The following is a 26338-nucleotide window of genomic DNA, read 5'->3' as shown; positions in this document are numbered from 1 at the left end:
GCTTTTCTCCTTCTCGTTCATTCCTTGAGCGTCGCCAGATAGGCGACAACATCCTCGACCTGCTGCGCGGTCAGTATCGTCTTGCCGACGAGATCCTTGCGGACGTCCTTGCCGACGTTAAGGCTGTAGAAGCCCGGCATCATCGTTTCTTCGGAGAACACCTGCTTGGCGTCGACGACGATGGCGCGCAACTCCTCCTCGCTCCAGCGATCGGCCACGCCATCGAGCGGCGGCGCGACATCGCCATGGAACTGCTCCGCGGAAAGCGCGGATACGACATGACACGCAAGGCAATTGCCGAGACTGCGATTGGCGAGCGCCTTCGCACCCTCCTCCGGATTGCCCGGCGCACCGGTCAGCGAAGCGCCGACCGCCAGATCCTCGAACTTCACATCGTCCGGCGCAAGCTCGGCGGCCTGCGCCATGCCGGCGCACATGGCCACAACAACGATAGCGGTGAGCGTCCGCCTCATTCGGCTCTCTCCTCCAACCCGCGGCCCGCAAGGGCGAACCGCTCCTCCTGGATGCAACGATAGTCCGGCCACACCGGCCAATCAATCAAAAAATATGAATTTGTGCATATATCATTCGTCATCCCCAAGCCGGCCCTCGGCGCGCAGCTCGTTGATGATGCGGGCATGATATTGCTGGAAGTGCTCGTCGCGCTCATATCCCTTCTCGTTCACCCAGCGGAACATGTTGAGAAAGGTCCATTTGCCGAACGCGCCCGGCATGGTTGCCACAGCCACATCGGCCACCGTCTTGCCGCCCGACTCATCCGCCGGCGCGTCTTCCGGCAGGAACACGATGGTGGGGGTGAACACATAGCCCCATTTGCGCGCCGCGGTCTTTTCGGTCAGCGTCTCGCCATCGAGATCGGTGACCTCTTCGTCACCGAACATGTTGTACTGCACCACCATGAAATTTTCGGCGATATAGTCACGCACCTCCGGGTCGGAGAGAATCTTCTCGTGCATCTGCGCACAGTAGATGCAGCCCCGCTGCTCGAAGGTGATGGCGAGCCGCTTGCCCTCGGCTTTCGCCTGCGCAATGTCATCGGCAATGTCGCGGAAGGTGATGGTGAACCACGCCTGCTTGTGCAGACCGTCCTCGCCGACTTCCGCAGCGGCCAGCGCCTGTGAAAAAACGAGGGCCGTCAGGAACATCAAGGCGCGCGCCAGAAGCTTTTGCATGGTTTCTCCTCCTAACCGATAGTCTGGAACGCCGGAAAGGTTTCCAGAAGCCAGTATGAGATCGCCGACATCTGGCCGGTGATGAACAATATGCCGGTGATCACCAGAAGCCCGCCCATGGCCATCTCGACCTTGCGCATGTGTTTCCTGAAACGTGCGGCCCAGCCAAGGAAGCGGCTGGCGAACACGGCGGCGAGAAGGAACGGAATGCCGATGCCGAGCGAATAGGCGCCGAGCAGGCCGGCTCCGCGCAGGGCCGTGCCCTCGCTGCCGGCGATGAACAGGATCGCGGCCAGGACCGGACCGACGCAAGGCGTCCAGCCGAAGGCGAAGGCGAGCCCGATGACATAGGCGCCAACCGGTCCCGCCGGCTTGCGATCCACCTGTACACGCGCCTCGCGATAAAGCATGCCGATGCGGAAGAGCCCGAGAAAATGCAGCCCCATGATGATGATCAGAATGCCCGCCACGATCGCCAGCGTGTCGAAATACTGGGCGATGGTCCTGCCGATGACGCTCGCCGTGGCGCCGAGCGCGATGAACACTGTGGCGAAGCCCAGCACGAAGGCGATGGCCGCGACGATCACCCGCCTGCGCTGCTCGGCTGTGGGGGTTTCGCTGCTGAGTTCATCGAAGCTGACGCCGGCGAGCCATGCCAGATAAGGCGGCACGATCGGCAGCACACACGGAGAGACGAATGACAGCAACCCCGCAAGCAGCGCCGCGCCCAGACTTACATCCAGCATTTCCCCTCCCCGATTGCGGATTCGGCCTTGCATCGGTCTGGCCTATTGCATTCATACAATGCTATATTTCTATATTAAACAAGAGCTGAAGTTGTGCGAGGGACGCGATGACCAGTTTCAGGGCGGTGCTGCAACTCGCGCCTTTCGCCTTTCTCTTCTGCGTTGCGGCTGCACCGGCGGCCGAACTGCTGATGCTGGAGCAACCAGGCTGCGCCTGGTGCGCGCGTTTCGACGCGGAAATCGCCCCGGCCTGGCCAAAAACCGAAGAAGGCCGACGCGCCCCGCTCCGGCGTGTCGATATCACCGAGACATGGCCGGACGACCTTCGGGATGTGCCGAAGGAGCGTTTCACCCCAACTTTCGTGCTTATGGAAAGCGGCAGGGAAATCGGACGTATCCGGGGCTATGTGGGCGACGAGTTTTTCTGGTATCGTATCGGTGAACTGCTCGCCCTGTTGCCGAAAGACCCGCCGGTACAGTAACAGGCCCCCAACATATGCAAATGTGCGGCGCAAAAACGCGCCGGTTTCAACTCCGGGATCGTCAGTCACATTATGAGCTTGCCGAAAATCCAGGACGCCCAGACGCCGGAAGACTTCAACGAACTGCTCGCGCAGGCCCGGGAGGCCAGCGAGTTGCTGAAAGCTCTCGCCCATGAGGGCCGGCTTCTGATCCTGTGCCTGCTGGCGGAAGGCGAAAAGTCCGTGTCGGAGCTGGAGGAAGCCATGCGCCTGCCGCAAGCGGCGGTTTCGCAGCAGCTTGCACGCCTGCGCTTCGACCGGCTGGTCAACACCCGTCGCGAAGGCCGGGTGATCTATTATTCGATCGCCAGCAAGGAAGTCTCCTCGGTCATCGAAACACTGTACAATCTGTTCTGCGCTCCGGTGCGGCGCCCGAAAGGCGACTGACGGGCAGCCGCGAAGGGAAGGGTACGGCCGGACAGACACCAGCCAGAGGCCGGACCGCCATCGGGGCGAGTTTGGCTTTCAGCCAGAGGGAGGAAGCATGAACATCGCCACCCATCCATGGTTTCTCGCCTTCGCCGGACTCGGAGCCGGCATCGTGCTGGGCTTCGTGGCGCGCGCCAATCATTTTTGCACCATGTCGGCGCTGGAGCGCATGTGGTACGCACACGACAGCCGCGGCGTGCGCACATGGATGCTGGCGGCCGCCACCGCGATCATCGCTACGCAGGCGCTGCAAGCCCTCGGCATGGTCGACACCGCATCCAGCTTTTACATCCATTCCAGCTTTGCCTGGATCGGCGCGATTGCCGGCGGCGTCGCCTTCGGCCTTGGCATGGCTCTGGTCGGAACCTGCAGCTTCGGCGCGCTGGTGCGGCTTGGCGGCGGCAGCTTGCGATCTCTGATCGTGCTTATCGTGCTGGGCCTCGCCGCGATGTCGGCGCAGAAAGGCCTGATCGCGCAGGCGCGTGTTGCGCTTTCGGACAACCACGCCATCGACCTGAGTGAGATGGGCGGCCAATCGATCGGCGCGCTGGTCTCATGGTGGGCGGGAAGCGACCTGACACTCGCCGTTGCGCTTGTCGCCGGGCTGGGGCTCCTCGTCTGGATATTCCGCGACCGCGCCTATCGCGGGAACGCGGGCTCCGTTCTGACCGGTGTCGCCATCGGGCTGATCATCACTTTTGGCTGGTGGGCGACCAGCTACGCGACCGAACATTCGTTCGAGGTGGTTCAGATCGAAGCCGGATCGTTCGTCGTGCCGGTGGCCGACACGATGCTGCAAGCCATCACCTTCACCGGCGTGGTGCCCGACTATGGCGTCGGGCTGGTTCTGGGGGTGATTGCGGGGGCGGCCATATGCGCCGCATGGAAGCGCGACGTGCGGTGGGAAGCCTGCGACGACGCCCGCGAGCTTGGCCGGCACCTCGCCGGCGGCGCCTTGATGGGCATCGGCGGCGTGTTCGCCATGGGCTGCACGATCGGCCAGGGAATCACCGGCATTTCGGCGCTCGCCATATCGGCGCCACTGGTGCTGGCCTCGATCTTCCTCGGCGCGAAGCTGGGGCTTGCCTATCTGATCGAAGGCTCGGCGCTCGGCGCATTCCGCGCGCTGGACCGGCAGCCCGCGGAATAAGGCTCGGCGCAGCGATTCTTACGCCGGCGCATAGACGAAAGCGCCACCCCGCCGCTCGACCATGCCTGCCCCCGGATGCGGAAAGTGGAACCCGATGGCGCGAGCCCGCTCGCTCGCCAGCCGGTCGAGCAGCGCCGCCCGGGTGCTTGCGCCCAATTCGGGATCCTGATCGCTGGCGGTCGGCCATTCGGGGTGCGCGAACGCGACCGTCGCATTGGTGATCGCGTCACCGACGATCAGCACCGGCTCCGCCCCATGCACCATGAAGGACAGATGCCCCGGCGTGTGGCCGGGCGTGTCCACCACCTCTATGCCCGGCAGCACCTCGTCGCCGCCCCCGATGAAGCTCACACGCCCGTCAAGCGCCGCGAAACGATTCTGCGCGCCCACCACGAAGCTCTGGCGATCCTCCGGCATCTGCGCCATCGCATCTGGCGACGACCAGAAATCCCATTCCGTCTGGCCGATGTGATAATCCGCATCCGCAAACACCAGCTCATCGAAATCGTCCGTCAGACCCCAGATATGGTCTGGATGGGCGTGGGTGATGATCAAATCGGTGACGTCGCCGGGAGCCACTCCCGCAGCCTCCAGCGACTCCATGAGCTTGCCCGTGCCCGACACGAAGTTCGGCCCGGAGCCGACATCGAAGATGGCCAGCCTGTCGCCGGTGCGCACCAGAGTGACGTTGCAGTCGGGCCGCATCGCATCGGTCGGCTGCCCATATTCCGCCAGAAGCTTCACCAGTTCGTCCTGCGGCGCGTCGGGAAAGACGAGGCCGAGCGGCAGCGTCATCATGCCGTCGCTGACAACGGTGAGCTCGGCGCTTCCCGTGGAAAGTGTTTGCGCAAAGGCGGTTGTGAAAGGCGCAGCGACGAGGCCACCGAGCACGGCGCCCGATCCGGCCAGGAACGTCCGGCGATCCACGCCGCTTCCGCGGGAAGATTTGGTGGGCATATGCCATTCTCCTTCTATGCAAACATTTTATTTTTTGCATATTATGAAGTTGCAAGCTAGCCTTGCCGGGCGGATTAAGCGTCATGCAATTCGGGGTTGGGGCCCTGGGAGGACCGTATGTTCATGTCGAGACCCGTTTTCGGGGCATTTCTTGTATCGGGATTGATTTTCGCCGGCGCTGCGACGCCGGCGCAAGCTCAGGATGGCGTTCACACCGTCACATCCGCCACGCCGTTCGCACAGGTCATCGGCGATCTGGAGGACGCCATCGTCAACAGAGGCTATGTGATCGACTATCACGGCCATATCGGCGACATGCTGGAGCGCACCGCCGCCGATGTCGGCGGCAGGAAGCTCTACCGCAACGCCGAATTCCTGCAATTCTGCTCGGCCGTAGTGTCGCGCAACGCCATGGAAGCCGATATCGCCAACATCGCCTTCTGCCCCTACGTCGTGTTCGCCTATGAGGCGGAGGCGAAGCCCGGCGAAGTGACGATCGGCTTCCGTGAACTGCCGCCCGGACCCGGTCGCGACGAGGTCAACACGCTTCTCACCGAGATTGTCGATCAAGCGGCAAATGGTCTCTGAGACTTTTTCGCCGCTTGATCGAAACACCCAATGTTGAAATCCATGCGAGCGGAAGTGCACTCCCGGCACGCTCCATGTCCTTGTTTTACTGGAGGTACTATCTTGAAGACGTTCTATGCCGTCGCTCTGGCCATTGGTCTGGCCATGCCATTTTCCGTGTTTGCCGCGGACCATGAAGTGAAGATGCTGAACAAGGGTTCGGATGGAACGCCGATGGTGTTCGAGCCGCTCGTCGTGAAGGCTGAGCCGGGAGACACCATCACCTTTATCCCGACCGACAAGAGCCACAACTCGGCCAGCATGAAGGACGGCCTGCCCGAAGGCGCCGAGACATGGAAGGGCAAGACCAACGAGCAGGTCACCGTCACCGTGAATGCCGAGGGCGTCTACATGTATCAGTGCACGCCGCATCTGGGCATGGGCATGATCGGCGCCATCGTCGTCGGTCAGCCGGCGAATCTCGAAGCGGTGAAGGGTCTGAAATATCCTGGCAAGGCCAAGAAGACGGCCGAGAAGATCTTCGCCGAGATCGAAGCGGGCTCCTGAACCGCTGACGATTACGGCCCGCACGCTTCCCCGCGTGCGGGCCGCTGTCTGCTTGTGCGCCTCGACGTTGTCCGGCGGTCGGCGTTCCGAAAGCGCTCAGGAACCACCAGGTGACAACGGAATCGATCATCCGTGCAGACGGAAGACGATATTCCGGTTCTTTTTCCTCTTTTGACAGAAGCCCATTCTGCGGAAACCGGTTCTGGCTGGTGCAACCGCATCCTGGCCGAACATTCCGAGGCGTCCATTGTTGGCCCTCGTGGGGTCGGCCGATGCCTCAAATCCCCTTGTCAGGACGCTCGTCCTGCTAGCGCGGATGCGTCGCGTGCGATCCACCAACCGGCGTATAGCCGGGAAACATGTGATTAATCTTGAATGCAACCTCGGTGCGATTGGTCGCCTTGAGCTTGCGCATGATGTTGCGGATATGAACCTTGACGGTGCTCTCTCGCAGATTAAGCTCATAGGCGATGATCTTGTTGGCCTTGCCCCGGCGCAGCGCCTCGACCACCTCGGCCTGCCGCAAGGTGAACATGCCCGAAAGCGGTCGCGTCTCCGAGTCGGATTCGACCAGCCGGCGCATGGCCATGATGCTGCTTGCGGGCACGAACACGCCGCCGGCCATGGCCAGCCCGATCGCCTCGATGCAGACATCTATGCCAACGGAGGTCGGAATGAAGCCCCGCACGCCATATTCCAGGGCCTGCAAGATCTGCGGCAACTCGTCGGTATCGGCGAGGAGGATCAGCGGAATCTTGCCGAACTCGGCGGACAGACGCCGTATTTCATCACCCACCTGCGGATCGCCGACACGTCTGCCGCCAAGATTGAGCAGAATTGCGCAAACGGGCGGCAACTGATCGCGCCTGGCCGTGTACTCCTCGATCCTGCCGACTGGCAAAACCTCCAGTCCAACGCCGCGCGCAATCAGACTCTGGGCGAAGCATTCGCGCTCAAGGGCACGGTTGTCGATAATGACGAGGGTGCGATCGAGCTGATCCAGTTCGTCCGCCCCGCCGGGGGGCCCCGCGCCCGGATCCTGTATGTCATGGTGTGAAATCGGAGAATTTATCGGCGGTTTGGAGAACGACGTTTTTACGCCATTGGAAGCGATACCCATACTCATAGGTTTATTCCCCTTTGAACTGGAGTTTATGGCATCGGCTCTGAGTGGTAATTCACGACATTAAATACCAGCCGTTGTGATGTCATGGCCGGGATTTCCCCCCCGAAGCCAGTTGCAACCATAGCGTTTTTCGTGAACGATAAAATTAACCCAGATTAACTCGGCGTTAATCAAGCTAAATCGGGTCGTACGCCTTATGGAGGCTGGGGATCATCCGTCGATAGCGCGCAAGGCGTAATGGATCAGGCTGAGGCTCAGTCTATCAAGTCCTTACGCGAAACTTTTGCCCATATCGCTTCCACCTCGCCCGCCGCCCTGCGGACACAATGGGAGTGCTTCATGCGATCTATATACGATCTATGTTTTTCACACCGTGTTTCTATTGATGCCGTCTCTGGCGTTTAACCAAAATAAACTATGCCGGCGCAGCATATAATTCAGCTCCAACGAATAGGGGATTTTTTTATTTATTGATTCAAGTTAACCTGAGACAACCTTTGGTAGCCGATTTCGGCTTCCACAAGTGCGATATCTGGCAGCGTAAGACTGGGGGAGGACGACAGGTAGAAGGGGGTGTCGGATGGATGAAACGCACGATGCACTCACCCGAAAACTGCAAGCATTCAAAGGCCTTGGCCCTGAAGACCTGGCGATGCTGCGCGAGTTGCAGAAACCGCGTTCACTGATCGAGGCTGGCAAGGAAGTCGTCTATGAGGGGCAGTATCCACACGCGGCCTATATATTGCGTGAAGGCTGGGCCTGCGCCTACAAGCGGCTGCGTGACGGCAGCCGTCAGATCATCGACATACAGATACCTGGTGACTTTCTCGGCCTCCGCAGCCTGTTGCTCAGGGCTTCGGACCACAGCTTTCTCACCATAACCGATGTCGAGGTGGCGCGGCTCGACAGGCAGCGGATGCTGGAGGTGTTCCGCCGAACGCCAAGGCTTGCGGTGGGACTTATGTGGGCGGCGTCCCGCGACGAGGCGATGGTGGTGGAGCATCTGGTCAGCATCGGAAGACGCGACGCGTTCGAGCGCACCGCGCATTTCCTGCTTGAACTCGGCGAACGCCTCAAACTGGTCGGCATTGGCGACGGCAGCACCTATCCATGCCCGATCTCCCAATCCATTCTGGCCGACGCGCTTGGCATGACCGCGATCCATATCAACCGGGTGCTGCGTCAATTGCGCGAGGCGAAGATCGTCGTCTTTCGCGACGGCGTTGTCGAGTTCCAGGACATCAAGCGCGCTGCCGATGTCACGGGCTTCGAGATGGCCTATCTCGATCAGGGGCCCGCCACCTGAAATTCCCTGCCGGTGCGCAGTGCGTCCTGTCGGACGCACAAAGGGCGCTTTGATCGGGCATAGGAACAATGCGAAAAACCGCATATGCTTTCCGCTCCGACGTCCTATTTCTGAATTCGGAACATTCCGTCCGCCCGCGCGCTGATGCCCTCGCGAAAGCGCGCCGCCGCTTCCGAACGGTTCTGAACGCCCAGCTTGCCGATGATGTTGTGAAGATGAACCTTGACCGTATGTTCGGACAGGGAAAACTCCGCGGCAATCGTCTTGTTCTGGAGGCCGCGGGCGACCATTTCGAGAATCTGCAGCTCCCGTGCCGTCAGCGTCGCCAGTTCGTCTTCCTCCCCGGCGGCGAAGGATGCGCCGGCCATGCCTGACGCGGGGATCAACGCCGCCTCGCTGGCGATCTGACTGAAGAACATGCGGGCAGGGAAATATTCGCCACCATGCAGGAGAAGCCGCACGATCGCGAGCCAGACGTCCAGCCTCAGATTCATGGGCAACACGCCCCGCACCAGCGGCGAGCGCAGCGCATCTTTCAGACGGAATGACGGCTCACGGTCGCCGTGCTCTATCACGGCGACGCTCGCGAGAGGATGGAGGCGCAGAATATCAGAAGAAACCGCCTCCACCGCAGGCAAACCATGCGGTTCACACAGAATCAGCGCCAGCGGCTCGTCAAAGTGCTGGCAGGCGGCGGAGATATCGGAACGCTGCTCCACGACGATCCATGGGAACTCGAGTTCGATGGCCCGGATCAGACTTGTCGAGACAACACCCGGCATGGCGACCGTCAGCATGGCCCTGCGTGCCGCGCCCGCGCCGCCCTCCGGCTCCCCGGAAGCGCCCGGCCCCGCACCCGTATGGATCCGATCGATCACTGCAGTCCCCTCCCTGCCCTCTCTCCAAGACAGCACAGCCGGGCAGGATCGCCCCGACGGCCCGGAGCGACGGACAGAAATCCGTCAGCCTCCGACAATAACCGCGGACGCCAGGGTGTGGCGACGCCGCAATAGGCGGCAATGCCGATCTTCAAGAGAAGGGGTGACGTGTCCGACAGGACGCCGTGCTGCCTCTTTGGGAGGCCGTGGTTTGTCACGGCCATCCTTATGGATGAGACGGCGGGCCTTCGTTCATCTGGCGAACTTCTTCGCGCCGGCGACGCAGAAGACGATGGCGACGGTGACGCCGATCATGGCGGGATTCACTTCCTCGTGCAACAGAAGCGCGGCGAGCGCCAGACCGAAGAAGGGCTGGAGAAGCTGAAGCTGACCGACGGCGGCGATGCCGCCCTGCGCAAGGCCGCGATACCAGAAGACGAAGCCGATCAGCATCGAGAACAGCGACACATAGGCGAACCCTATCCACGCCGGGCCGCCGATGCCTGCAAGCGTGTCGGGTCTGGTGACGAATGCGATAAGCAACATCACCGGCAATGACAGCACTAGCGCCCATGAGATGACCTGCCACCCGCCGAGTCTGCGCGACAGCTTCGCGCCCTCGGCATAGCCCAATCCGCAGACGATGACCGCCGCCACCATCAGCAGATCGCCCATCGGGGCAGCCGTGATGCCCTGCGAAACCGCAAAGCCGACAACCAGCGCACTGCCAAGGACAGAGAACGCCCAGAAGGCCGGGCGGGGGCGTTCGCCGCCGCGTATTACGCCAAAGATGGCGGTGGCAAGCGGCAACAGGCCGATGAAGACGATGGAATGCGCGGAGGTGATATGCTGCAAGGCGATGGCCGTGAGCAGCGGAAAGCCGACCACAACGCCAAGCGAAACGATGCCAAGCGATATCAGATCGCCCCGTCCCGGCCTCCGCTCACCCAGCGCGGCGAGCAGCGCCAGTGCAATCACGCCGGCGATCGCGGCTCGCGAGGCAGTCAGGAATACCGGCGCGAAGTCCGCCACCGCCACGCGCGTGGCAGGCAGGGAGCCCGAAAAAATCAGAACCCCCAGAAATCCGTTCAGCCAGCCGGCCGCTGTCTTGTCCATTTTCTTTCACCTGTTGTTCCAGCCATTTCTATCGAACTGGCAGGCATGGATTTTCCAGATACAGTGCAGTACGATTTTATCGAACTGTATTGGTCCATTGAGCAGGACGGTTGAACATGAACGAGGCGCTGATAGCATCCACGCAAGGAGATACGCTGATCACCACGGTCATGGCGGCGATCCGCCAGCGCATCGCCTCGCGCAGTCTGACGCCGGGCGCGCGGCTACCCTCCGTCCGGGCGCTGGCCGCCAGCATGAGTGTTTCGAAATCGACCGTGGTCGAGGCTTATGAAAGGCTGGCGGCCGAAGGTGTGATACGCTCCCGTCCGGGCTCGGGCTTCTATGTCGCCGCACCCGTGGCCCCGCTGTCGCTCGCCGATATCGGCCCCAGGCTGGATCGCGAGGTCGACCCGCTATGGATATCGCGCCAGTCGCTCGATGCGGGGGACACGATGCTGAAACCCGGTTGCGGCTGGCTTCCGGCGTCATGGATGCCGCATGAGGCGCTGCGGCGGGGTCTGCGCACGCTTTCGCGCCACGGCGATGCGACACTCGTCGATTACGGCACGCCGCTGGGCCTGCGGGCGCTGCGCGAACTGCTGGCCCGGCGCATGGGCGAGCACAATGTCGCCGTCGCGCCGGACCAGATCATGCTGACCGAATCCGGTACGCAGGCCATCGACATGATCTGCCGCTACCTGCTCGATTCAGGCGACACCGTTTTGGTCGACGACCCCTGCTATTTCAATTTTCACGCGCTGCTGCGTGCACACCGTGCAAAGGTGGTTTCGGCGCCATACCGCCCGGACGGGCCGGATATCGAGCGGCTCGCGGTCATATTGGAAGAGCATCGGCCAAGGCTCTATCTGACCAACAGCGGCATCCACAATCCGACCGGAGCCAGCCTTTCACCGGTAACCGCGCACCGGCTTCTCAAGCTCGCCGAGCAATATGACCTCATCATCGTCGAGGACGATATCTTCGCCGATTTCGAGATCATGCCCGCCCCCCGGCTCGCCGCGTTCGACGGGCTGGAGCGAGTCATCACCATCGGCAGTTTCTCAAAAACCCTTTCGGCCTCGGTGCGCTGCGGCTATATCGCGGCGAAGCCGGAATGGGTTGAAGGCCTCGTCGACCTCAAGATCGCCACCAGCTTCGGCGGCAGCCATTTCGCCGAAGCGCTGGTTCTGGCCGTGCTGACCGACGGCGGCTATCGCAAACATCTGGAGGGGCTGCGCACGAGGCTGGCACGCTCGATGGCCGAGACTGTCGCACGGCTTGAAGAAAGCGGCATCGTGCCATGGCTGACGCCGCAGGCCGGCATGTTCCTGTGGTGTCGGCTGCCCGAGGGGATCGATGCGGGCAAGGTCGCCCGCCAGGCGCTGGCCGAAGGCATCGTGCTGGCGCCCGGCAACGCCTTCAGCCTGTCGCAGACCGCAAACGGCTTCATGCGCTTCAATGTCGCCCAGTCCGGCGACAGCCGCATCTACCGGCTTCTCGAAGCGGCCCTGTCCGGCTGATCCCTATCCGGTTGAAATCAGTGCGTGGCAGGCGCCGCCGGCGAGCGCATCAGCATGCCGAACAGGTCGCGCGGATCATCCGGGTCGGCGATCAGGTCGAGGAATTCGAGCGCCTCGCCGCCGACCGTCAGGTCGTAGACATAACGCAGCGCCGAAAAATCCTCGATGGCGAATCCGACCGAATCGAACAGGGTTATCTGGCGCTCGTCGCGCCGCCCGGTGGCGTGGCCTTCTATCACGTCCCACAGCTCGGTGACGGCATGGTCCCCGGGCAGCTGCTGGATTTCACCCTCAATGCGCGTTTGCGGGGGAAATTCCACGAAGATATCGGAGCGCAGCAGGATGTCACGGTGGATCTCGGTCTTGCCGGGGCAATCGCCGCCCACAGCATTGATGTGGACGCCGGGGCCGACCATGTTGTCGGTCAGGATCGTGGCATATTGCTTGTCGGCGGTGGCCGTGGTGATGATCGCGGCCCCTTCGACGGCCTCGGCCGCGGCATCGCAGATTTCGATCGAAGCGAAACCCTGACGGGCGAGGTTGCCGGCGCATTTACGCGACGCTGCCGGATCGATGTCATAGAGGCGCAGCCTGTCGACGCCAAGCAGCGCCTTGAAGGCCAGCGCCTGGAACTCGGACTGCGCGCCATTGCCGATGACCGCCATGGTTCTTGCGCCCTTCGGCGCGAGATATTTGCCCGCGACAGCCGACATGGCGGCGGTGCGCAGGGCGGTCAGCATGGTCATTTCGGAGAGCAGCACGGGATAGCCGGTCGAAACATGCGACAGCAGGCCGAAGGCGGTCACGGTCTGGAGCCCTTCGCGCGTGTTCTTCGGATGGCCGTTGACATATTTGAAGCCGTAAAGCGTGCCATCGCTGGTCGGCATCAGCTCGATGACGCCGTCGACGCTGTGCGAAGCGATGCGCGGCGTCTTGTCGAAGCTTTGCCAGCGGCGGAAATCCTCCTCGATGTAACCCGCCAGTTCGGTGAGGAAGCGCTCTATGCCCACCGAATGCACGAGCCGCATCATGCGGTCGACACTGATAAACGGCACTACATTCAGTTGCTTGTCCATTCAGGCCGCCCTCCTCTTGCCTGTTATCGTCTTGCCGAGCAGGCTCCCCACCAGTTCTATGGCGAGCCCTGCCGTGCGGCCCCGCTCATCGAGCGTGGGATTGAGTTCCACCACGTCCAGGCTGGTGACCAGTCCGCTTTCGTAAAGCATCTCCATCGCCAGATGGGCCTCGCGGAAGGTGGCGCCGCCCTGAACCGGCGTGCCGACGCCCGGAGCGAGCGGCGGATCAAGGAAATCGACATCGAAGGAGACGTGCAGCAGTCCGTTCGCCGCGCGCACCTCATCGAGGAAAGCTTCCAGCAGAGGGCCGATGCCCTTGCGGTCGATTTCGCTCATGTCATAGGCCCGCACCGGCGAAACGACCAGCGCCTCGCGCTCGGCCTTGTCGACGCTGCGCAGTCCCAGAATGCAGACGCGCTCCTGCGCCAGCGGAGCAGCCAGCGGCGGAAAATAACCGTCGAAGCCCGGAAGGCCGCACAGATAGGCCAGCGGCACGCCATGCAGATTGCCGCTGGTGGTGGTGTCCAGCGTGTGAAAATCGGAATGGGCGTCCATCCACAGCACGAAAAGCGGCTGGCCATTTTCGGCGGCGCGGCGCGCCAGGCCGGAAACGGAGCCCGCCGAGATGCTGTGGTCGCCGCCAAGGAAGATCGGGAAGCCGTCAGCGCTGGCCTCATAGGCCGCCTGCGCGGTCACCTCAACCCAGGCGCTGACCTGCGGCAGGAACTTCAGATGGTTGGGATGGTCAGGCACGACGCGCGGTTGCGGCGTAGGCACGCTGCCCAGATCGACGACTTCATGGCCGAGTTCGCGCAGGGCGTCGGCAAGGCCTGCGCCTTTCAGCGCCTCGGGACCAAGCGCACATCCGGGAACGGGCTGTCCCTGTTCGACCGGTACGGAAATCAGCTTGCAGTTCATGGCCGCCCTCGTTGTCTTCCACACTAGAAGACTCAATTTTCGCGGCACTTGGAAGCAGCCAGATTGCCTAATATGCTCGGAAGACTTACCATTATGGCAAGGCACATTGATCGAACTGGACAGAAAATGGACGCAATCGACCAACGCCTCATCACCATATTGCGTCATGACGGGCGGCGCAGCCTTTCGGATCTGGCCACCGAGCTTGGCCTCACCCGCGCCACCGTGCGTGCGCGGCTGGAACGCCTGAAGAAAAGTGGCGAGATCATCGGCTTCACCGTCATCCTGCGTTCCGACGCCATCGACCTGCCGGTGCGCGGCATCATGATGATCGAGATCGGTGGCCACAGCGCCGACGCCGTCATCAGGACGCTTAACGGATTCTCGGAAGTGAGCGCCATCCACACAACCAACGGCAAATGGGATCTGGTGGTGGAGCTTGGAACATCGGACCTGATCGAATTCGATCAGGTGTTGCGGCGCATCCGGTTGATCGCCGGCATCACGAATTCCGAAACCAGCCTGTTGCTGGCCACGCCGCGTTCCGTCAAGGCCCGGCTTTAGAGAGCGAATGCAGCTTCATCGTCAGGCTTTTCGGCATGACCAGTGACAACGCGTGCATGAAATCGCTTCTGGCGATGAGGGCCAGCGCCCCCACATAGGCGGCCGCGCCAACCGTCACCAGGATCGCCAGCGACAGCGCCGGTGCGAAGTCGTCCGGCAGAGCCATGCGGACCAGCAGCACCGCCACCAGCATGGCGACGCCGGATTCGATTGGAGCACGCATGATGCCGAGATGCTCACGTCTGCCGACCCCTGTCATCTCTCCTGCTGCGATGAACGCCAGCGGGCTCAGAAGCACGGCCCTCAGCAGCATGGCGCAGGCGATCGCGACGATGCCGAAGGACGCCGCGGCAACGATGACCGCCATGTTGGCGATCGTGTGCACCATCTGTATGCGGAACCAGACGCCGGGCCTGCCGCCGCCCTGGACCACGGAGCGCTGCACCCCGCTGATGGCGCCCAGCATTCCCATGAACACGAAAGCATACATCACCGGGGTCGCATCGAGCCATTTGTCGCCGAACAGCACGCGGATGGCGAGGTCGCCCACCGCCAGCAGGCCGAGATTCATCGGAACGGCCATGATCATGGCCAGCGACAGCGTCTGCACATAAGCGGAGCGCAGCCGCTCGACATTGCCCTGTATGGAGGCGATCAGCGGCGTGGTGACGCTGACTGAAGGCCCGATGATGGCGTCCGTCATGAGATCGTTCAGCCGCCGGCCGATCGAGTAGAGCCCGAGTGCATGAGGGCCGAGAAGCGAGCCGATGATACCCCTGTCGACCTGCGAATTGGCGACATCGAGGCCCTGCTGCCCCAGCATGACCAGCAATGTCGAGCGCGCGGGCCCGATGGCGCGCCAGGGCGCACGCCAACGCGGCGTCCAGCCGGCGCAATACCAGTTCAGGCCGCAGGTGATGCAGTGATAGATAAAGGCCGTCATGACCGCGCTCAGGGCGCCGTAGCCCCGCAGCGCCATGACCACGGTGACCGGCGCAAGCGCCAGCGAAAGCGCTCCCGTCTGCATGCCGATGCGGGCGAAGTCCCGCTTCACGATACGGATCGCGCCCGGAACGCCGCCGACGCCATTGGCCAGGATGGAGCCGGCCACGACCCACATCAGCGTTTCGAATTCGGGCGCGTCGAGAATCCGGGCGGCCGGGGCGGCGGCCAGCGCGCAAGCCGAAGCGATGACGACCGACAGGCCAAGGCTCAGCCAGAACAGCGCCGATACGGTATCGCGATCAAGATCTTGTCGTACGATAAGCGTTTCGCGAAACGCCGCCGTCGTGACCAGCGTGCCGATGAAGAAGACGACCGTCGAAAGGGTCATCAGACCGAACTGGTAGATTTCGAGGATGCGGGCGAGAAAAACGGCAAGCAGGAAGGCTGTCACCATATTGACCACCTGCGACCCCACCAGCCAATAGGCGCCTAACCTCGCCTGCTGCTTCAGCACCATTGCGGCTTTTCCCCCGTCGCTGCCGCCCGGACGGAATCTCGCCTGACCGGGCTTTCCAGAGCAGCGGCCAGCATGCTGCCGTGGGCGACGCGATGGCAAGCGATCAGCCGAGGTAGCAAGTCAACAGGTTGGCGAGGGGGCTACCCCTTATTGTCGCGTTGATGCTTCGTGGAGAGGCGCGGAAGCTGATCGTGCAGACCAGCATCAGCCGAGCGCGCAACCCGCTGCCGGCAAACCACGGGGGGTACGTGGCATGGCTGTCAAACAGGCAGTCTTCCTCGTCGGCGGCAAGGGAACGCGTCTCGGCGCGCTGACGGCCACCACACCGAAGCCGTTGCTTGCGATCGCATCCGACATGCTGTTGCTCGACCTGCTGATCGAGGACGCGGCGCGCCACGGCTTCACCGACATCGTGCTGCTGGCCGGCCATCTGGGCGACAGCGTCGAACGACTGTATCACGGGCGACAGATCAAGGACGCCACCATCCGCGTGATCCGCGAACCCGAGCCGGCCGGGACCGGCGGCGCGTTGCGTCATGCCGCCAGCATCCTCGACCCGTGGTTCCTGCTGGCGAACGGCGATTCATGGTTCGACATCAACCTGCGCGCCCTGACGATCGCGCCGCCGCGCAACGCCCTTGCGCGCATCGCATTGCGCAGCATGGCGGATACGGCGCGCTACGGTTCGGTCGAACTGCACGGCAGGCGCATCACCGCCTTCACCGAAAAGAAGGCGGCGGAGGGTCCGGGGCTCATCAATGGCGGGCTCTATCTGCTCAACCGCGCGATTCTCGACCATATCGCCGGTCCATGCTCGATCGAGCAGGACGTCTTTCCCGAACTTGTGCGGCAGGGCGCCGTCGAGGGCCGGGTCTTCGACGGCTATTTCCTCGACATCGGCCTGCCGGAAACGCTGGCGCAGGCGCGGCGCGAACTGCCTTTGAGGCTGACGCGGCCCGCCGCCTTCCTCGACCGCGACGGCGTTCTCAACATCGACCGCGGCTACACCCACCGGCCAGAGCAGCTCCAGTGGATCGAAGGCGCGCGCGAAGCCGTGCTCGCCCTCAACGAGGCGGGTTATCTGGCGTTCGTGGTCACCAACCAGGCCGGGGTCGCCCACGGTTTCTATCACGAGGCGGACATGCACGCCTTCCATGCCCGCATGCAGACCGAGCTTGCCGATATCGGCGGCCATATCGACGCCTTCTATCATTGCCCCTTCCATCCGGACGCGACGATCCCACGCTACAGGCATCCCTCGCATCCCGACCGCAAGCCCAATCCGGGCATGCTGCTGAAGGCGCGGCGCGAATGGCGCGTCCGCGACAGGGGCAGTTTCCTCGTCGGCGACCGGGAAAGCGACATCGAAGCCGCGAACCGCGCCGGCATACCGGCCATGCTGTTCGACGGCGTCGACCTGCTCGCCACGGTGCGGCAGGCGCTGGCCGCAGTCCGGCCGGCGGCGAGCCCGCCGCCGAAACCGATCTTCCTTGAAACTCCAGCCATGCAGGCAGGTTGACCATGCCGTATCTCACAGCCGCGCGCCAGAAAATCGCCGTCGATCAGGCATGGCAGGCCGATACCGCCGTGCACCGGGCAAGCCGATGGATGCTCGATTGCGCCATTCCGCTCTGGGCCAGAAGCGGCGTCGACTGGCGACAAGGCGGCTATGTCGAGCAGATGGCCTTTGACGGCACGGCGCGGCCGGTCGATTTCAAGCGCGCGCGCGTTATCGGCCGCCAGATCTACGTCTTCAGCCATGCAGCCCTGCTTGGCCGTCCGGAGGCTTTCGAATGCGCCCGTTTCGGCTATGATTTCCTGACCCGCAACGCCTGGCTCGGGCCGGACGGTGGCTGGGCGCGGTTGCTCACCCCCGAGGGTGGGATCAAGGACCCCACACCCGACCTTTACGACCTCGCCTTCATTCTCTACGCCTTCGGCTGGTATCGGCGCGCTTCCCGGGACGAGGCCGTCCACCAGTGGGCGATCCGTACGCTCGATTTCCTCGAGACGCATATGCGCCACCCCGGAGGTCATGGCTTTCTGGTGGAAAAGCCGGCTACCGGCGCGCGCCTCCAGAACCCGCACATGCATCTGCTGGAAGCCGCCCTGGTCAACCTTGAAGCCAGCGGCGACGAACGCTTCCGCAGCCTCGCCGACGAAATCGTTGAGCTTTTCGCCACGCGATTCTTCGATCCCCGCACATCGACGCTCGGCGAGCAATTCGACGAACGATGGAGCCGGCTTCGCAGCGCCGAGGGACGCGCCATCGAGCCCGGCCACCAGTTCGAATGGGCGTGGATACTGGCGCGCTATCAACGCCTTACCGGGCGCGACATGCGGCCCTTCGTGGAGGGGCTGACATGGTTCGCCGAGACGCACGGCGTGGAGCATGACGACTGGCTGACGCTCAACACGGTGCGTGACGACGGCGTCGTCATGGACGCCGGTTCGCGGGTGTGGCCCAACACCGAACGCATTCAGGCGGCGGTGGCCATGTTCGAACTGTTCGGCATAGACCCGCGTCCGGTGTTCGCCAGCAGCACCCGCGTGCTGTTCGACCATTTCCTCGATCAGGGGCCGCCCGGAACGTGGATGGACCGGATCGACGCGGAGCGACGGCCGGTGAGCGACCATGTGCCCGCCTCCACGCTCTACCATCTGATGATCGCCTTCGCGGAAATGATCAGGATCGCGCCGGAGGTGGACGACGCCTTTCCATCATGAGGCACGAGTAGCTTTTTCCTTTTCATGAACTGTCGGGGGATGACGATGCACATACTGGTTACCGGCGGGGCGGGCTATATCGGCTCGGTTCTGGTTCCCACGCTGCTTGAGCACGGGCATGGCGTCACCGTGCTCGACACTTTCGAGCGCGGCACCACCGAATTGGCGTCCTGCTGCCGCTATGCGGGCTTTGATCCGGTCCGCGGCGACGCCCGCGACGAGCGCCTTCTGGACGAGCTGGCGCCCAAGGCCGACGCCGTGATCCCGCTCGCCGCCCTTGTCGGCGCGCCGCTGTGCAAGCAGGACCCCATCACCGCCACGACCCTGAACCGCGACGCTGTGGTGGCGTTGACCCGGCGCGTGTCGCCGGCGCAGATGATCGTCTACCCCACCACCAATTCCGGCTACGGCATCGGTGAGAAGGGCATCTTCTGCACCGAGGAAACGCCCCTCAACCCGATCTCGCTCTACGGCGTCACCAAGGTCGAGGCCGAGGCGGCGGTGCTGGAGGAAGCGCAGGGCGTCACGCTGCGGCTGGCGACCGTGTTCGGCATGTCGCCGCGCATGCGCATCGACCTCCTCGTCAACGACTTCACATGGCGGGCGGTCACCGACCGCGCGGTCGTCATCTTCGAGGGACATTTCAAGCGCAACTACATTCATGTGCGCGACGTGGTGAAGGGTTTCGAGCACGCTCTGGCGAATTTCGAGACGATGCGCGGCCGGCCCTACAATCTGGGCCTGTCCAGCGCCAATCTTTCCAAGCTGGAGCTGTGCGAGCGCATAAGGGCGCACGCGCCGCAATTCGTCTATCTCGAAGCGCCGATCGGCGAAGACCCGGACAAGCGCGATTACATCGTCTCCAATGAGAAGCTGGAACGCACCGGCTGGATGCCGGACTGGAGCCTCGACGACGGAATCGGGGAGCTGATCCGCGGTTACAGGATGATCCGCAACTCCCGCTACGCGAATGTGTAGAGCATCCCGCAGCCGGACGGGATCGCCTAGTGGCCGCAATTGCGTCAGGCAAGGAGCAGCCAATACGCCCGAAGGGCCGATGCTCACCCAAAGAGGGTAGCCCGATCACCGAACGCCCGGTTTGCGCGACGAAACACCCTTGGAAATACTGGTTTTGGCCCGACGGCCATCGTCTGCCGAGCCGATTGCTGAATCTCGAAGCATTGGGGGCATATCCATGATCATCGTCAGAAGTCCCTTGCGGGTGTCCTTCTTCGGCGGCGGCACCGATCATCCGTCATGGTTCAACCGGCCGGAGCCGGGAGCCGTGCTTTCCACCACAATCAACAAATACATCTATGTCCAGCTCCGACGCCTGCCGGCTGTGTTCGATTTCAACTACCGGGTGGCATGGGGCATGCTGGAGGAAGTGCGCTGCATGAACGAAATCCGCCATCCGGTGGTGCGTGAAGTTCTGAAGCACTACGGCGGCGGCGTCGACGACAGCGGCTATGAGGTGATCTACAACGCCGACCTGCCCTCGCAGACGGGCCTCGGCTCCAGTTCCGCCTTCACCGTCTCGCTGCTGCATGCCTATTTCGGCAATCTCGGGCGGCTGAGCCCCAAGCATGTGCTGGCCCGGGAGGCGATTTTCGTGGAGCAGGACCTGCTGAAGGAAACGGTCGGCTGCCAGGACCAGATCGCGGCCGCCCATGGCGGGCTCAACCGCATCGATTTCAGCCCCGGCGGCGACCACAGGGTGCGCCCCGTCAACATCACGCCGGCGCGGCGCGCGCTGCTGGAAGACTCGCTGATGATGTTCTTCACCGGCTTCACCCGCTCCGCCGACGCCATCGAGAAGAAGAAGGTCGCCCGTTTCGACGACCGTGCGCGCGAGTTGCGCGCCATGTACGACATGGTGGCCGAGGGCGAACGCATCCTGACCGATCCGAACTGCCCGCTCACGGAGTTCGGAAGACTGCTGCACCACGCATGGATGGAAAAGCGCAAGCTCGACAGCTCCGTCTCCAACCCGACGATCGACGGTTGGTACGAGGCCGCCTGCAAGGCAGGCGCGCTGGGCGGCAAGCTGCTGGGCGCAGGCGGCGGCGGCTTCCTCTTGATGTTCGTGCCGCCGGAAGCGCGCGCCTCGGTTCTCTCCGCGCTCGCCAACCTGACCTTCGTTCCGTTCAGGATGGAGCATGACGGCACATCGGTGGTTCTCTACAACCCCGACCTGACGTCGAACTACCTGACCTCGGCCGCCAGGGTGTCATAGCCATGAACCTACACGTCGCCAGCATCGAAACGGAAGCCGGCACGGACGGCTTCCTCTGCCGCGCCACCGACAGCATGTGGACGGCCATCGAACGCGCGCTCGACAACGGGTTCGGGCTGGTCTTCGTTACCGGCGGCAATGGCGAGGCCATGGGTCGCCTGACGCTCGGCGATCTGCGCCAAGCCCTGCGCGACGGCGCGCATCTCGGCAACCCCACACTCGGCGAAATCGTCAGGACCGGCGGGCTCGATGAGGCGGATTCGCCCGTTGCGCCGGTGCTGGACGGACGGCGGCGCATCGTCGGCATCGAAAAGCGGGCGGGCGCGGCCTTCCTGCCGGTGGCGGAGCCCGACCTTTCCCATGCGGAACTGCGCAACCTCATGGATGCGTTCCTTTCCACGTGGATTTCCTCGACTGGCGAATACATCACGCGGTTCGAATCGTCCTTCGCCGCGCGCACCGGCATGAGCCACGGCGTCGCCACCTCCAACGGCACGGTTTCCCTTCACCTTGCGCTGGCGGCGCTCGGCATCGGCCCCGGCGACGAGGTGATCGTGCCGGACCTGACCTTCGCGGCCTCCGCCAATGTGGTCATTCACCTGGGCGCGACGCCGGTTCTGGTCGATGTCGATCCTCTGACATGGTGCATTTCGCCCGAAACGATCGAGCGCACTATTACGCCGCGCACGCGGGCGGTGATGCCGGTGCATGTGTTCGGCCGGCCCGCGCCGATGACCGAAATCCGAGAACTCGCGCTACGGCGCGGGCTGTTCGTCATAGAGGATTGCGCGGAGGCCCATGGCGCGAGCTATGACGGCCAGCCGGTCGGGTCATTCTCGGATGTGGCAAGCTTCTCCTTCTTCGCCAACAAGATCGTCACCACCGGAGAGGGCGGCATCTGCGTGACGCGCGACCCCGACCTCGCCCGGCGCATGCGCATGCTGCGCGACCATGGCATGCGCCCGGAGCGCCGCTACTGGCACGAGGAAGCCGGTTACAATTTCCGCATGACCAATCTCCAGGCCTCGATCGGATGCGCCCAGCTCGACCGTATGGACGGGTTCCTGGAGATGCGCCGCAAGGTGCATGAGGGCTATGAGGCGGCGCTCGGCGACCTGCCGGGCATCGCCTTCCCGCCACCCATGCCGCCAAGGCATGAACCGGTGACATGGTTTTCCTGCGCTCTGGCGCCGGCGGAAACGAGGCCGAAGCTCATTCAGGCCTGCAAGCAGGCGAATATCGACCTGCGGCCATTCTTCCACGGCCTTTCCTCGATGCCGGCCTATCGGCGCTACGCCCGGAAATGTCCGGAGAGCGCGCGGCTTTCAGCCTGCGGCATCAACCTGCCGACCTCGCGCAAGGTGGACGCACAGACAACCGCCCGTATCGCCGAAATCTTTGCAGGCGTGCTCAAGGAGAGCGAAAACTAGAGCGAGACGGATGATCGCACGGCTCTGCATGGCTCTGGCCGGCCTGCTCGGCGTCACCGCCGCGTGGAGCGCCGATCTTCAATGGGGCGTGAACGGCCATCCCTTCACCGCCTATCCCGACATCTCGTACGAGCAGCAGCTCGACTATGTGCGCGATCTCGGCATGACCTCCTACAGGGTTAACATTTCCAGCCTCGATCATATGGCCGGTCTCGCCGCGCTGGTGGAACAGGCCAAGGCGCGCGGCATCGACATCCTCCCGGTGATCACGCCCGATCTCGACCTCGACGTCGAGACCGCCGGCGATCTCTACGCCAAATCCTACGCCATGGCGATGACACTCGTCTCACGATTCAGGAACGACATTCGCGTGTGGGAACTTGGCAACGAGATGGAAATCCATGCGCTGATCACCGCATGCGAAATGCGGGACGACGGCAGCCAGTACGACTGTTCCTGGGGACCGGCCGGAGGCGACGATCCTTCGCATTATTTCACGCCGCGATGGAGACAAGTGAGCGCCGTGCTGCGCGGCCTTTCCGACGGAGCCGAAGCGGCCGATCCGGATATCCGCAAGGCGATGGGAACCGCCGGCTGGGGGCACACCGGGGCCTTCGCGCGCATGAAGGCAGATGGCGTCGACTGGGACATTTCTGTCTGGCACCACTATGGCGACGATCTGAAGCGGCCGCTCGACTATCTCAAGATGCTCGGCAAGCCCATCTGGATCACCGAGTTCAACCGCTCCAGCGAAAAGGGCGAGCAGAACCAGGCTGACGGGCTGCTGGACATGATGCGCCAGTTGCGCGACATGCATGCCGAATACCGCATCGAGGCCGCCCATATCTACGAATTGCTTGACGAGCCCTATTGGCGCCCGAGCTTCGAGTCGGTGATGGGTCTTGTGCGCCTGCGCGAGACCGAAGAAGGCAAATGGACGACCGACGGCGTCAAGCTGGCCTACAGCGTGGCCAAGGGGTTCATCGCAGCAGGCGGCAGCGCCGCGCTTCCGAAGCCTGCGGCGCCTCTTTCCGACCCGCCTGATCCGCATGCCCGTTGTGACCACAACGCGCTCGATGCGTCCGTGGTCAACCACGCCAATCAGGTGGCCTATCTCTATTGCCTCGCCCTGCATCGGCTGCCGGGCCCCGCCGAGCAATGGCGCGATTCGCTGGCGATAAAGCACGGTCAAAGCACAACCGAAACGCTGGCGGCGCTTATGGACAGGTTCGAATTCCGGCAGGCGCATCCGGTCGAGCGCATGAGCAGCGCGGACTACATAAAGGGCATATATCTGCTGCTGCTTGGCCGCGAACCCGATGGCGGGGGCTTGTCGAATTATCTCGCCCGGCTCAATCGCCGCGAACTGGCATCGCCACAGCTGGCGCTGGAAATCATCCGCTCCGACGAATTCCGCAGAGCCCATCCGCTGCTGTTCGCCGAGGTCAAGGCGCAACCTTAAGCCCGCATGGCCGGCAGGGAGGCCATCGCCTGCAAGATCTCCCGATCGAACCTCGCCTCCGAAAAGCGTTCGGCGTTGAAATGGCAGGCGAGCGGCGCGACGCTCGCCTCATTGGCCTCGAAATGGTCGATCGCATCGGCGAGGCTTTTAGCGTCCTGGCGTGTGAACAGCACCCCGGTCGGCTCGCACGCCTGCCCGAGCGGCCTGACGATATCCGCGGCCCCTCCCCGGCCGAAGGCGATCAGCGGCGTTCCGCAGAACTGCGCCTCGGCCAGCGTGATGCCGAAATCCTCGCAACCGGCGAACACCATCGCGCGGGCGTGGGCGATATGGGTCACATAGTCCTTGCGCGGCAGGTGGCCGGTGAAGCTGATATTGGGACCGGCCCGCGATCTCAGATGCTTCGACTGCGCCTCGTCGCCCACCACCACGAGACGCCGCGAAGGCATATTAGTGAAGGCGTCGATAACGACGTCCAGCCGCTTGTAGGGCGCATGGAAGGCGGCGGTGACGTAGTAGTCCTCCTTGACGGGCACATAGTACAGCTCGCCCGTCGGCACCGGCGGATGGACCACCATAGCGTCGCGTCCATAGATGCGCCTGATGCGCGAGCGCACATAGCTCGAATTGGCCAGCATGAGGTCCGGCCCATGGGCGGTGCGCATGTCCCACATGCGCAGCTTGTGCAGCAGATAGCGGAAGGCGAGGCCCTTCGGTCCGAAGCCGAACCGTCCTTGCTGAAGGTAGGAAAACTGCTCGTCCCACGCATAGCGGATGGGGCTGTGCACATAACACAGATGCGGCTGGTCGGGCCGTGTCAGCACCCCTCTGGAGAAGGCCGCCGAAGACGATATGACCGCATCGTAACCGGTGACGTCGAACTGCTCGATCAGGAACGGACAGAGGAAGAACAGCGCGCGGTGATACTTGCGCACCAGCGGCAACCGGTTGGCGACCGATGTGTGGAAGGTCACGTCAGGAAAATATTCCTCCTTCACCTCGCGGGGAAGGAAGTCGAACAGGGTGAAGACCTCCGCGTTGGGAAACACGTTGCACAAGCGCGCCAGCACACGCTCGCCGCCGCGAAAGTTTGGGCACCAGTCGTGGACCACGGCGATGCGCGCATGGCGGTCCACCGAGGGTACGGGAAGTTCGCCGGCGGCGCGCCCGCCCCATTCTGCGTCGAGACGCGCAACGCGCGCCCACTCGGTCTGGCGTGCCTGATGCATGTCGGAAACCCACCCCATTTGCGGCCCCCTTTCCGCCAGAGGGCATGAGCCGAGTTTCTTACGCGGCGAGGTGCAGGAACAAGCTGGTCTAATGGTGTGAAGGGGGAAGCATGGCGACGCCGACACCGCCCAAAGGTGTAAAGCCGCTACCACCATGGAGCTACAATCGCCGCAACCGACGCCTTATTAGCAGGCTGCTTCCCGATCCTCCGACACTTAGGATCACCAATGGCGGCCGCTCTCTGCGATCGGCGGCAACGATGGGGCAAGGGGAAGCAGACAATGGCATTTTCACACGCAGTGATCATCCCGACCTACGGACGCCGGGAAGTTCTGGCCCGCCTGCTCGTGTGGCTGGGCAAGCAGACGAAACTGCCGGACGAGGTCATCCTCTCGACGACGGACGAGACCCAGCTTCCCGACGTCGGGACGCGCTTTCCTGTCAGCACGGTGTTCGGCGTCAAATGTGTTTCGGCGCAGCGCAATCGCGGGCTGGAGAAAGCGCTCGGCCGCTTCGACGTGATCACCTATCTCGATGACGATCTGATCCCCGCGACGGACTATCTGGAGCGCGCCGGCCGCGCGCTGGCGCAGAACCCCGACTGGGCGGTCGTCATGGGCAACATCATATGGGATGGCGCGACGACCGGGGAAATTTCATGGGCGGACGGGGTGGAGACGCTGCGCACGGCGGAAGCCTGCGGCAGAATCGATCCTCGGGTGTTCGACCAGGTGGGCGCCCAGGGCGGCAACATGACGATCCGCACCGCCATGATCGGCGACCTGCGCTTCGACGAGCGGCTGGCTCTCTATAGCTGGCAGGAAGACATAGACTTCACCACCCAGTTGGGGCGGCGCGGCAGGATTGTTTGCCTGCCGGCGATCCGCAGCGTGCATCTCGCCGTGAGAGGCGGGCGCACCAGCGGCATACGTTTCGGCTATTCGCAGGTCGCGAATCCAATCTACCTGCTGCGCAAGGGAACCATGCCCACCGATTTCGCAATGAAGCTGATCGCCCGCAACATCGTCGCCAATGTCGTGCGCAGCATTCGGCCGGAAATCCACATCGACAGGCGCGGTCGCCTGCGCGGAAACCTTATCGCCCTCGGCCATCTGCTGAAAGGGCGTGTCGAACCGGAATACATCCTCGAAATCTAG

The 26338-nt window shown here is 63.2% G+C and carries 26 protein-coding genes; 15 read left to right on the top strand and 11 right to left on the bottom strand.

Annotated features, from left to right (window positions below; all coding sequences use genetic code 11):
* Positions 1-17: 17 nt before the first annotated feature.
* The 3 genes from soxX to ABID44_RS03460 all read right to left on the bottom strand — a co-directional run bounded on the left by soxX (position 18) and on the right by ABID44_RS03460 (position 1939).
* A complete protein-coding gene (soxX, locus tag ABID44_RS03470; protein ID WP_354150289.1) occupies positions 18-473 on the bottom strand; it encodes a sulfur oxidation c-type cytochrome SoxX in 456 nt (151 codons plus the stop codon).
* A 111-nt stretch (positions 474-584) separates the two neighbouring features.
* Complete coding sequence (locus ABID44_RS03465; protein ID WP_354150288.1) at positions 585-1193, bottom strand: thioredoxin family protein; 609 nt, start codon at positions 1191-1193, stop codon at positions 585-587.
* Positions 1194-1204: 11 nt separating this feature from the next.
* Positions 1205-1939: a cytochrome c biogenesis CcdA family protein gene (locus ABID44_RS03460; RefSeq protein WP_354150287.1), complete on the bottom strand. Its 735-nt coding sequence runs from the start codon at positions 1937-1939 to the stop codon at positions 1205-1207.
* A gap of 107 nt (positions 1940-2046) precedes the next feature.
* Between ABID44_RS03460 and ABID44_RS03455 the strand changes: the two genes are divergently transcribed.
* The 3 genes from ABID44_RS03455 (at position 2047) to ABID44_RS03445 (ending at position 4039) form a co-directional block, all read left to right on the top strand.
* Positions 2047-2421 (top strand): transcriptional regulator, encoded by a 375-nt coding sequence (locus ABID44_RS03455; RefSeq protein WP_354150286.1) that lies wholly within the window; start codon positions 2047-2049, stop codon positions 2419-2421.
* Positions 2422-2493: 72 nt separating this feature from the next.
* Positions 2494-2847, top strand: a complete 354-nt coding sequence (locus ABID44_RS03450) for an ArsR/SmtB family transcription factor (protein ID WP_183827240.1) — start codon at positions 2494-2496, stop codon at positions 2845-2847.
* Between the two features lie 97 nt (positions 2848-2944).
* A complete protein-coding gene (locus ABID44_RS03445; protein WP_354150285.1) occupies positions 2945-4039 on the top strand; it encodes a YeeE/YedE family protein in 1095 nt (364 codons plus the stop codon).
* A gap of 18 nt (positions 4040-4057) precedes the next feature.
* On the opposite strand, the gene ABID44_RS03440 is transcribed toward ABID44_RS03445, so the two are convergent.
* Positions 4058-4996 (bottom strand): MBL fold metallo-hydrolase, encoded by a 939-nt coding sequence (locus ABID44_RS03440; RefSeq protein WP_354150284.1) that lies wholly within the window; start codon positions 4994-4996, stop codon positions 4058-4060.
* Positions 4997-5119: 123 nt separating this feature from the next.
* Here ABID44_RS03440 and ABID44_RS03435 point away from each other — a divergent pair, with 123 nt between their 5' ends.
* Positions 5120-5584, top strand: a complete 465-nt coding sequence (locus ABID44_RS03435; RefSeq protein WP_354150283.1) for a DUF302 domain-containing protein — start codon at positions 5120-5122, stop codon at positions 5582-5584.
* Positions 5585-5728: 144 nt separating this feature from the next.
* On the top strand, positions 5729-6130 hold the full coding sequence (locus tag ABID44_RS03430; protein ID WP_354150578.1) for a pseudoazurin: 402 nt from the start codon (positions 5729-5731) through the stop codon (positions 6128-6130).
* A gap of 307 nt (positions 6131-6437) precedes the next feature.
* On the opposite strand, the gene ABID44_RS03425 is transcribed toward ABID44_RS03430, so the two are convergent.
* Complete coding sequence (locus ABID44_RS03425) at positions 6438-7256, bottom strand: LuxR C-terminal-related transcriptional regulator (RefSeq protein ID WP_354150282.1); 819 nt, start codon at positions 7254-7256, stop codon at positions 6438-6440.
* 580 nt (positions 7257-7836) lie between these two features.
* Here ABID44_RS03425 and ABID44_RS03420 point away from each other — a divergent pair.
* Positions 7837-8562, top strand: a complete 726-nt coding sequence (locus tag ABID44_RS03420) for a Crp/Fnr family transcriptional regulator (protein WP_354150281.1) — start codon at positions 7837-7839, stop codon at positions 8560-8562.
* A 104-nt stretch (positions 8563-8666) separates the two neighbouring features.
* Here the strand turns inward: ABID44_RS03420 and ABID44_RS03415 are convergent, their stop codons facing one another.
* Together ABID44_RS03415 and ABID44_RS03410 are read right to left on the bottom strand one after the other, a co-directional pair.
* Complete coding sequence (locus tag ABID44_RS03415; RefSeq protein WP_354150280.1) at positions 8667-9440, bottom strand: helix-turn-helix transcriptional regulator; 774 nt, start codon at positions 9438-9440, stop codon at positions 8667-8669.
* A gap of 252 nt (positions 9441-9692) precedes the next feature.
* The gene (locus ABID44_RS03410; RefSeq protein ID WP_354150279.1) at positions 9693-10556 is read right to left on the bottom strand and encodes a DMT family transporter; all 864 of its coding nucleotides are present in this window, start codon (positions 10554-10556) and stop codon (positions 9693-9695) included.
* 116 nt (positions 10557-10672) lie between these two features.
* On the opposite strand from ABID44_RS03410, the gene ABID44_RS03405 reads away from it, so the two are divergent.
* Positions 10673-12076 (top strand): aminotransferase-like domain-containing protein, encoded by a 1404-nt coding sequence (locus ABID44_RS03405; RefSeq protein WP_354150278.1) that lies wholly within the window; start codon positions 10673-10675, stop codon positions 12074-12076.
* A gap of 17 nt (positions 12077-12093) precedes the next feature.
* Here ABID44_RS03405 and ocd read toward each other — a convergent pair whose 3' ends face one another.
* Both ocd and rocF read right to left on the bottom strand, forming a co-directional pair.
* A complete protein-coding gene (gene ocd, locus ABID44_RS03400; RefSeq protein ID WP_354150277.1) occupies positions 12094-13152 on the bottom strand; it encodes an ornithine cyclodeaminase in 1059 nt (352 codons plus the stop codon).
* Positions 13153-14070 carry an arginase gene (gene rocF / locus ABID44_RS03395; RefSeq protein WP_354150276.1) on the bottom strand — a complete coding sequence of 306 codons (918 nt, stop codon included), beginning with the start codon at positions 14068-14070 and terminating at the stop codon, positions 13153-13155. It abuts the gene before it with no gap.
* 126 nt (positions 14071-14196) lie between these two features.
* Here rocF and ABID44_RS03390 point away from each other — a divergent pair, with 126 nt between their 5' ends.
* Positions 14197-14634, top strand: a complete 438-nt coding sequence (locus tag ABID44_RS03390; RefSeq protein ID WP_354150275.1) for an Lrp/AsnC family transcriptional regulator — start codon at positions 14197-14199, stop codon at positions 14632-14634.
* Here the strand turns inward: ABID44_RS03390 and ABID44_RS03385 are convergent.
* Positions 14618-16096, bottom strand: coding sequence for an oligosaccharide flippase family protein (locus ABID44_RS03385; protein ID WP_354150274.1), 1479 nt, complete (start codon positions 16094-16096; stop codon positions 14618-14620). The two genes, ABID44_RS03390 and ABID44_RS03385, sit on opposite strands and share 17 nt — an antisense overlap.
* 253 nt (positions 16097-16349) lie before the next feature.
* Between ABID44_RS03385 and ABID44_RS03380 the strand changes: the two genes are divergently transcribed.
* From ABID44_RS03380 to ABID44_RS03355, 6 genes are all read left to right on the top strand, one after another.
* Entirely contained in the window at positions 16350-17615 is a 1266-nt protein-coding gene (locus tag ABID44_RS03380) for an HAD-IIIA family hydrolase (RefSeq protein WP_354150273.1), read from the top strand.
* A 2-nt stretch (positions 17616-17617) separates the two neighbouring features.
* On the top strand, positions 17618-18823 hold the full coding sequence (locus ABID44_RS03375) for an AGE family epimerase/isomerase (RefSeq protein WP_354150272.1): 1206 nt from the start codon (positions 17618-17620) through the stop codon (positions 18821-18823).
* 45 nt (positions 18824-18868) lie between these two features.
* Complete coding sequence (locus ABID44_RS03370) at positions 18869-19801, top strand: NAD-dependent epimerase/dehydratase family protein (protein ID WP_354150271.1); 933 nt, start codon at positions 18869-18871, stop codon at positions 19799-19801.
* 217 nt (positions 19802-20018) lie between these two features.
* Entirely contained in the window at positions 20019-21059 is a 1041-nt protein-coding gene (locus tag ABID44_RS03365; protein WP_354150270.1) for a GHMP family kinase ATP-binding protein, read from the top strand.
* Positions 21060-21061: 2 nt separating this feature from the next.
* On the top strand, positions 21062-22489 hold the full coding sequence (locus ABID44_RS03360; protein WP_354150269.1) for an aminotransferase class I/II-fold pyridoxal phosphate-dependent enzyme: 1428 nt from the start codon (positions 21062-21064) through the stop codon (positions 22487-22489).
* 10 nt (positions 22490-22499) lie between these two features.
* Positions 22500-23951, top strand: coding sequence for a DUF4214 domain-containing protein (locus ABID44_RS03355; protein WP_354150268.1), 1452 nt, complete (start codon positions 22500-22502; stop codon positions 23949-23951).
* Here ABID44_RS03355 and ABID44_RS03350 read toward each other — a convergent pair.
* A complete protein-coding gene (locus ABID44_RS03350; RefSeq protein ID WP_354150577.1) occupies positions 23948-25180 on the bottom strand; it encodes a glycosyltransferase in 1233 nt (410 codons plus the stop codon). The genes ABID44_RS03355 and ABID44_RS03350 overlap by 4 nt on opposite strands.
* A 282-nt stretch (positions 25181-25462) precedes the next feature.
* Here ABID44_RS03350 and ABID44_RS03345 point away from each other — a divergent pair, with 282 nt between their 5' ends.
* A complete protein-coding gene (locus tag ABID44_RS03345; protein WP_354150267.1) occupies positions 25463-26338 on the top strand; it encodes a glycosyltransferase family 2 protein in 876 nt (291 codons plus the stop codon).

It is taken from the genome of Aquamicrobium ahrensii, from assembly GCF_040545755.1.
GTDB classification, from domain to species: Bacteria; Pseudomonadota; Alphaproteobacteria; order Rhizobiales; family Rhizobiaceae; genus Mesorhizobium; species Mesorhizobium ahrensii.
The sequence above is the reverse complement of the archived record's forward strand: the minus strand, read 5'-3'. Positions and strand labels throughout refer to the sequence as shown.

Bases quoted from the DNA above. Each gene is read 5' to 3' on its own strand.
- ABID44_RS03445 (WP_354150285.1), top strand. From the start codon at position 2,945: ATGAACATCGCCACCCATCCATGGTTTCTCGCCTTCGCCGGACTCGGA.
- ABID44_RS03410 (WP_354150279.1), bottom strand. From the start codon at position 10,556: ATGGACAAGACAGCGGCCGGCTGGCTGAACGGATTTCTGGGGGTTCTG.
- soxX (WP_354150289.1), bottom strand. From the start codon at position 473: ATGAGGCGGACGCTCACCGCTATCGTTGTTGTGGCCATGTGCGCCGGC.
- ABID44_RS03370 (WP_354150271.1), top strand. From the start codon at position 18,869: ATGCACATACTGGTTACCGGCGGGGCGGGCTATATCGGCTCGGTTCTG.
- ABID44_RS03460 (WP_354150287.1), bottom strand. From the start codon at position 1,939: ATGCTGGATGTAAGTCTGGGCGCGGCGCTGCTTGCGGGGTTGCTGTCA.
- ocd (WP_354150277.1), bottom strand. From the start codon at position 13,152: ATGGACAAGCAACTGAATGTAGTGCCGTTTATCAGTGTCGACCGCATG.
- ABID44_RS03425 (WP_354150282.1), bottom strand. From the start codon at position 7,256: ATGAGTATGGGTATCGCTTCCAATGGCGTAAAAACGTCGTTCTCCAAA.
- ABID44_RS03450 (WP_183827240.1), top strand. From the start codon at position 2,494: ATGAGCTTGCCGAAAATCCAGGACGCCCAGACGCCGGAAGACTTCAAC.
- ABID44_RS03360 (WP_354150269.1), top strand. From the start codon at position 21,062: ATGAACCTACACGTCGCCAGCATCGAAACGGAAGCCGGCACGGACGGC.
- ABID44_RS03430 (WP_354150578.1), top strand. From the start codon at position 5,729: ATGCCATTTTCCGTGTTTGCCGCGGACCATGAAGTGAAGATGCTGAAC.
- ABID44_RS03345 (WP_354150267.1), top strand. From the start codon at position 25,463: ATGGCATTTTCACACGCAGTGATCATCCCGACCTACGGACGCCGGGAA.
- ABID44_RS03465 (WP_354150288.1), bottom strand. From the start codon at position 1,193: ATGCAAAAGCTTCTGGCGCGCGCCTTGATGTTCCTGACGGCCCTCGTT.
- ABID44_RS03420 (WP_354150281.1), top strand. From the start codon at position 7,837: ATGGATGAAACGCACGATGCACTCACCCGAAAACTGCAAGCATTCAAA.
- ABID44_RS03390 (WP_354150275.1), top strand. From the start codon at position 14,197: ATGGACGCAATCGACCAACGCCTCATCACCATATTGCGTCATGACGGG.
- ABID44_RS03375 (WP_354150272.1), top strand. From the start codon at position 17,618: ATGCCGTATCTCACAGCCGCGCGCCAGAAAATCGCCGTCGATCAGGCA.
- ABID44_RS03350 (WP_354150577.1), bottom strand. From the start codon at position 25,180: ATGCATCAGGCACGCCAGACCGAGTGGGCGCGCGTTGCGCGTCTCGAC.
- ABID44_RS03405 (WP_354150278.1), top strand. From the start codon at position 10,673: ATGAACGAGGCGCTGATAGCATCCACGCAAGGAGATACGCTGATCACC.
- ABID44_RS03440 (WP_354150284.1), bottom strand. From the start codon at position 4,996: ATGCCCACCAAATCTTCCCGCGGAAGCGGCGTGGATCGCCGGACGTTC.
- ABID44_RS03380 (WP_354150273.1), top strand. From the start codon at position 16,350: ATGGCTGTCAAACAGGCAGTCTTCCTCGTCGGCGGCAAGGGAACGCGT.
- ABID44_RS03455 (WP_354150286.1), top strand. From the start codon at position 2,047: ATGACCAGTTTCAGGGCGGTGCTGCAACTCGCGCCTTTCGCCTTTCTC.
- rocF (WP_354150276.1), bottom strand. From the start codon at position 14,070: ATGAACTGCAAGCTGATTTCCGTACCGGTCGAACAGGGACAGCCCGTT.
- ABID44_RS03435 (WP_354150283.1), top strand. From the start codon at position 5,120: ATGTCGAGACCCGTTTTCGGGGCATTTCTTGTATCGGGATTGATTTTC.
- ABID44_RS03385 (WP_354150274.1), bottom strand. From the start codon at position 16,096: ATGGTGCTGAAGCAGCAGGCGAGGTTAGGCGCCTATTGGCTGGTGGGG.
- ABID44_RS03355 (WP_354150268.1), top strand. From the start codon at position 22,500: ATGATCGCACGGCTCTGCATGGCTCTGGCCGGCCTGCTCGGCGTCACC.
- ABID44_RS03365 (WP_354150270.1), top strand. From the start codon at position 20,019: ATGATCATCGTCAGAAGTCCCTTGCGGGTGTCCTTCTTCGGCGGCGGC.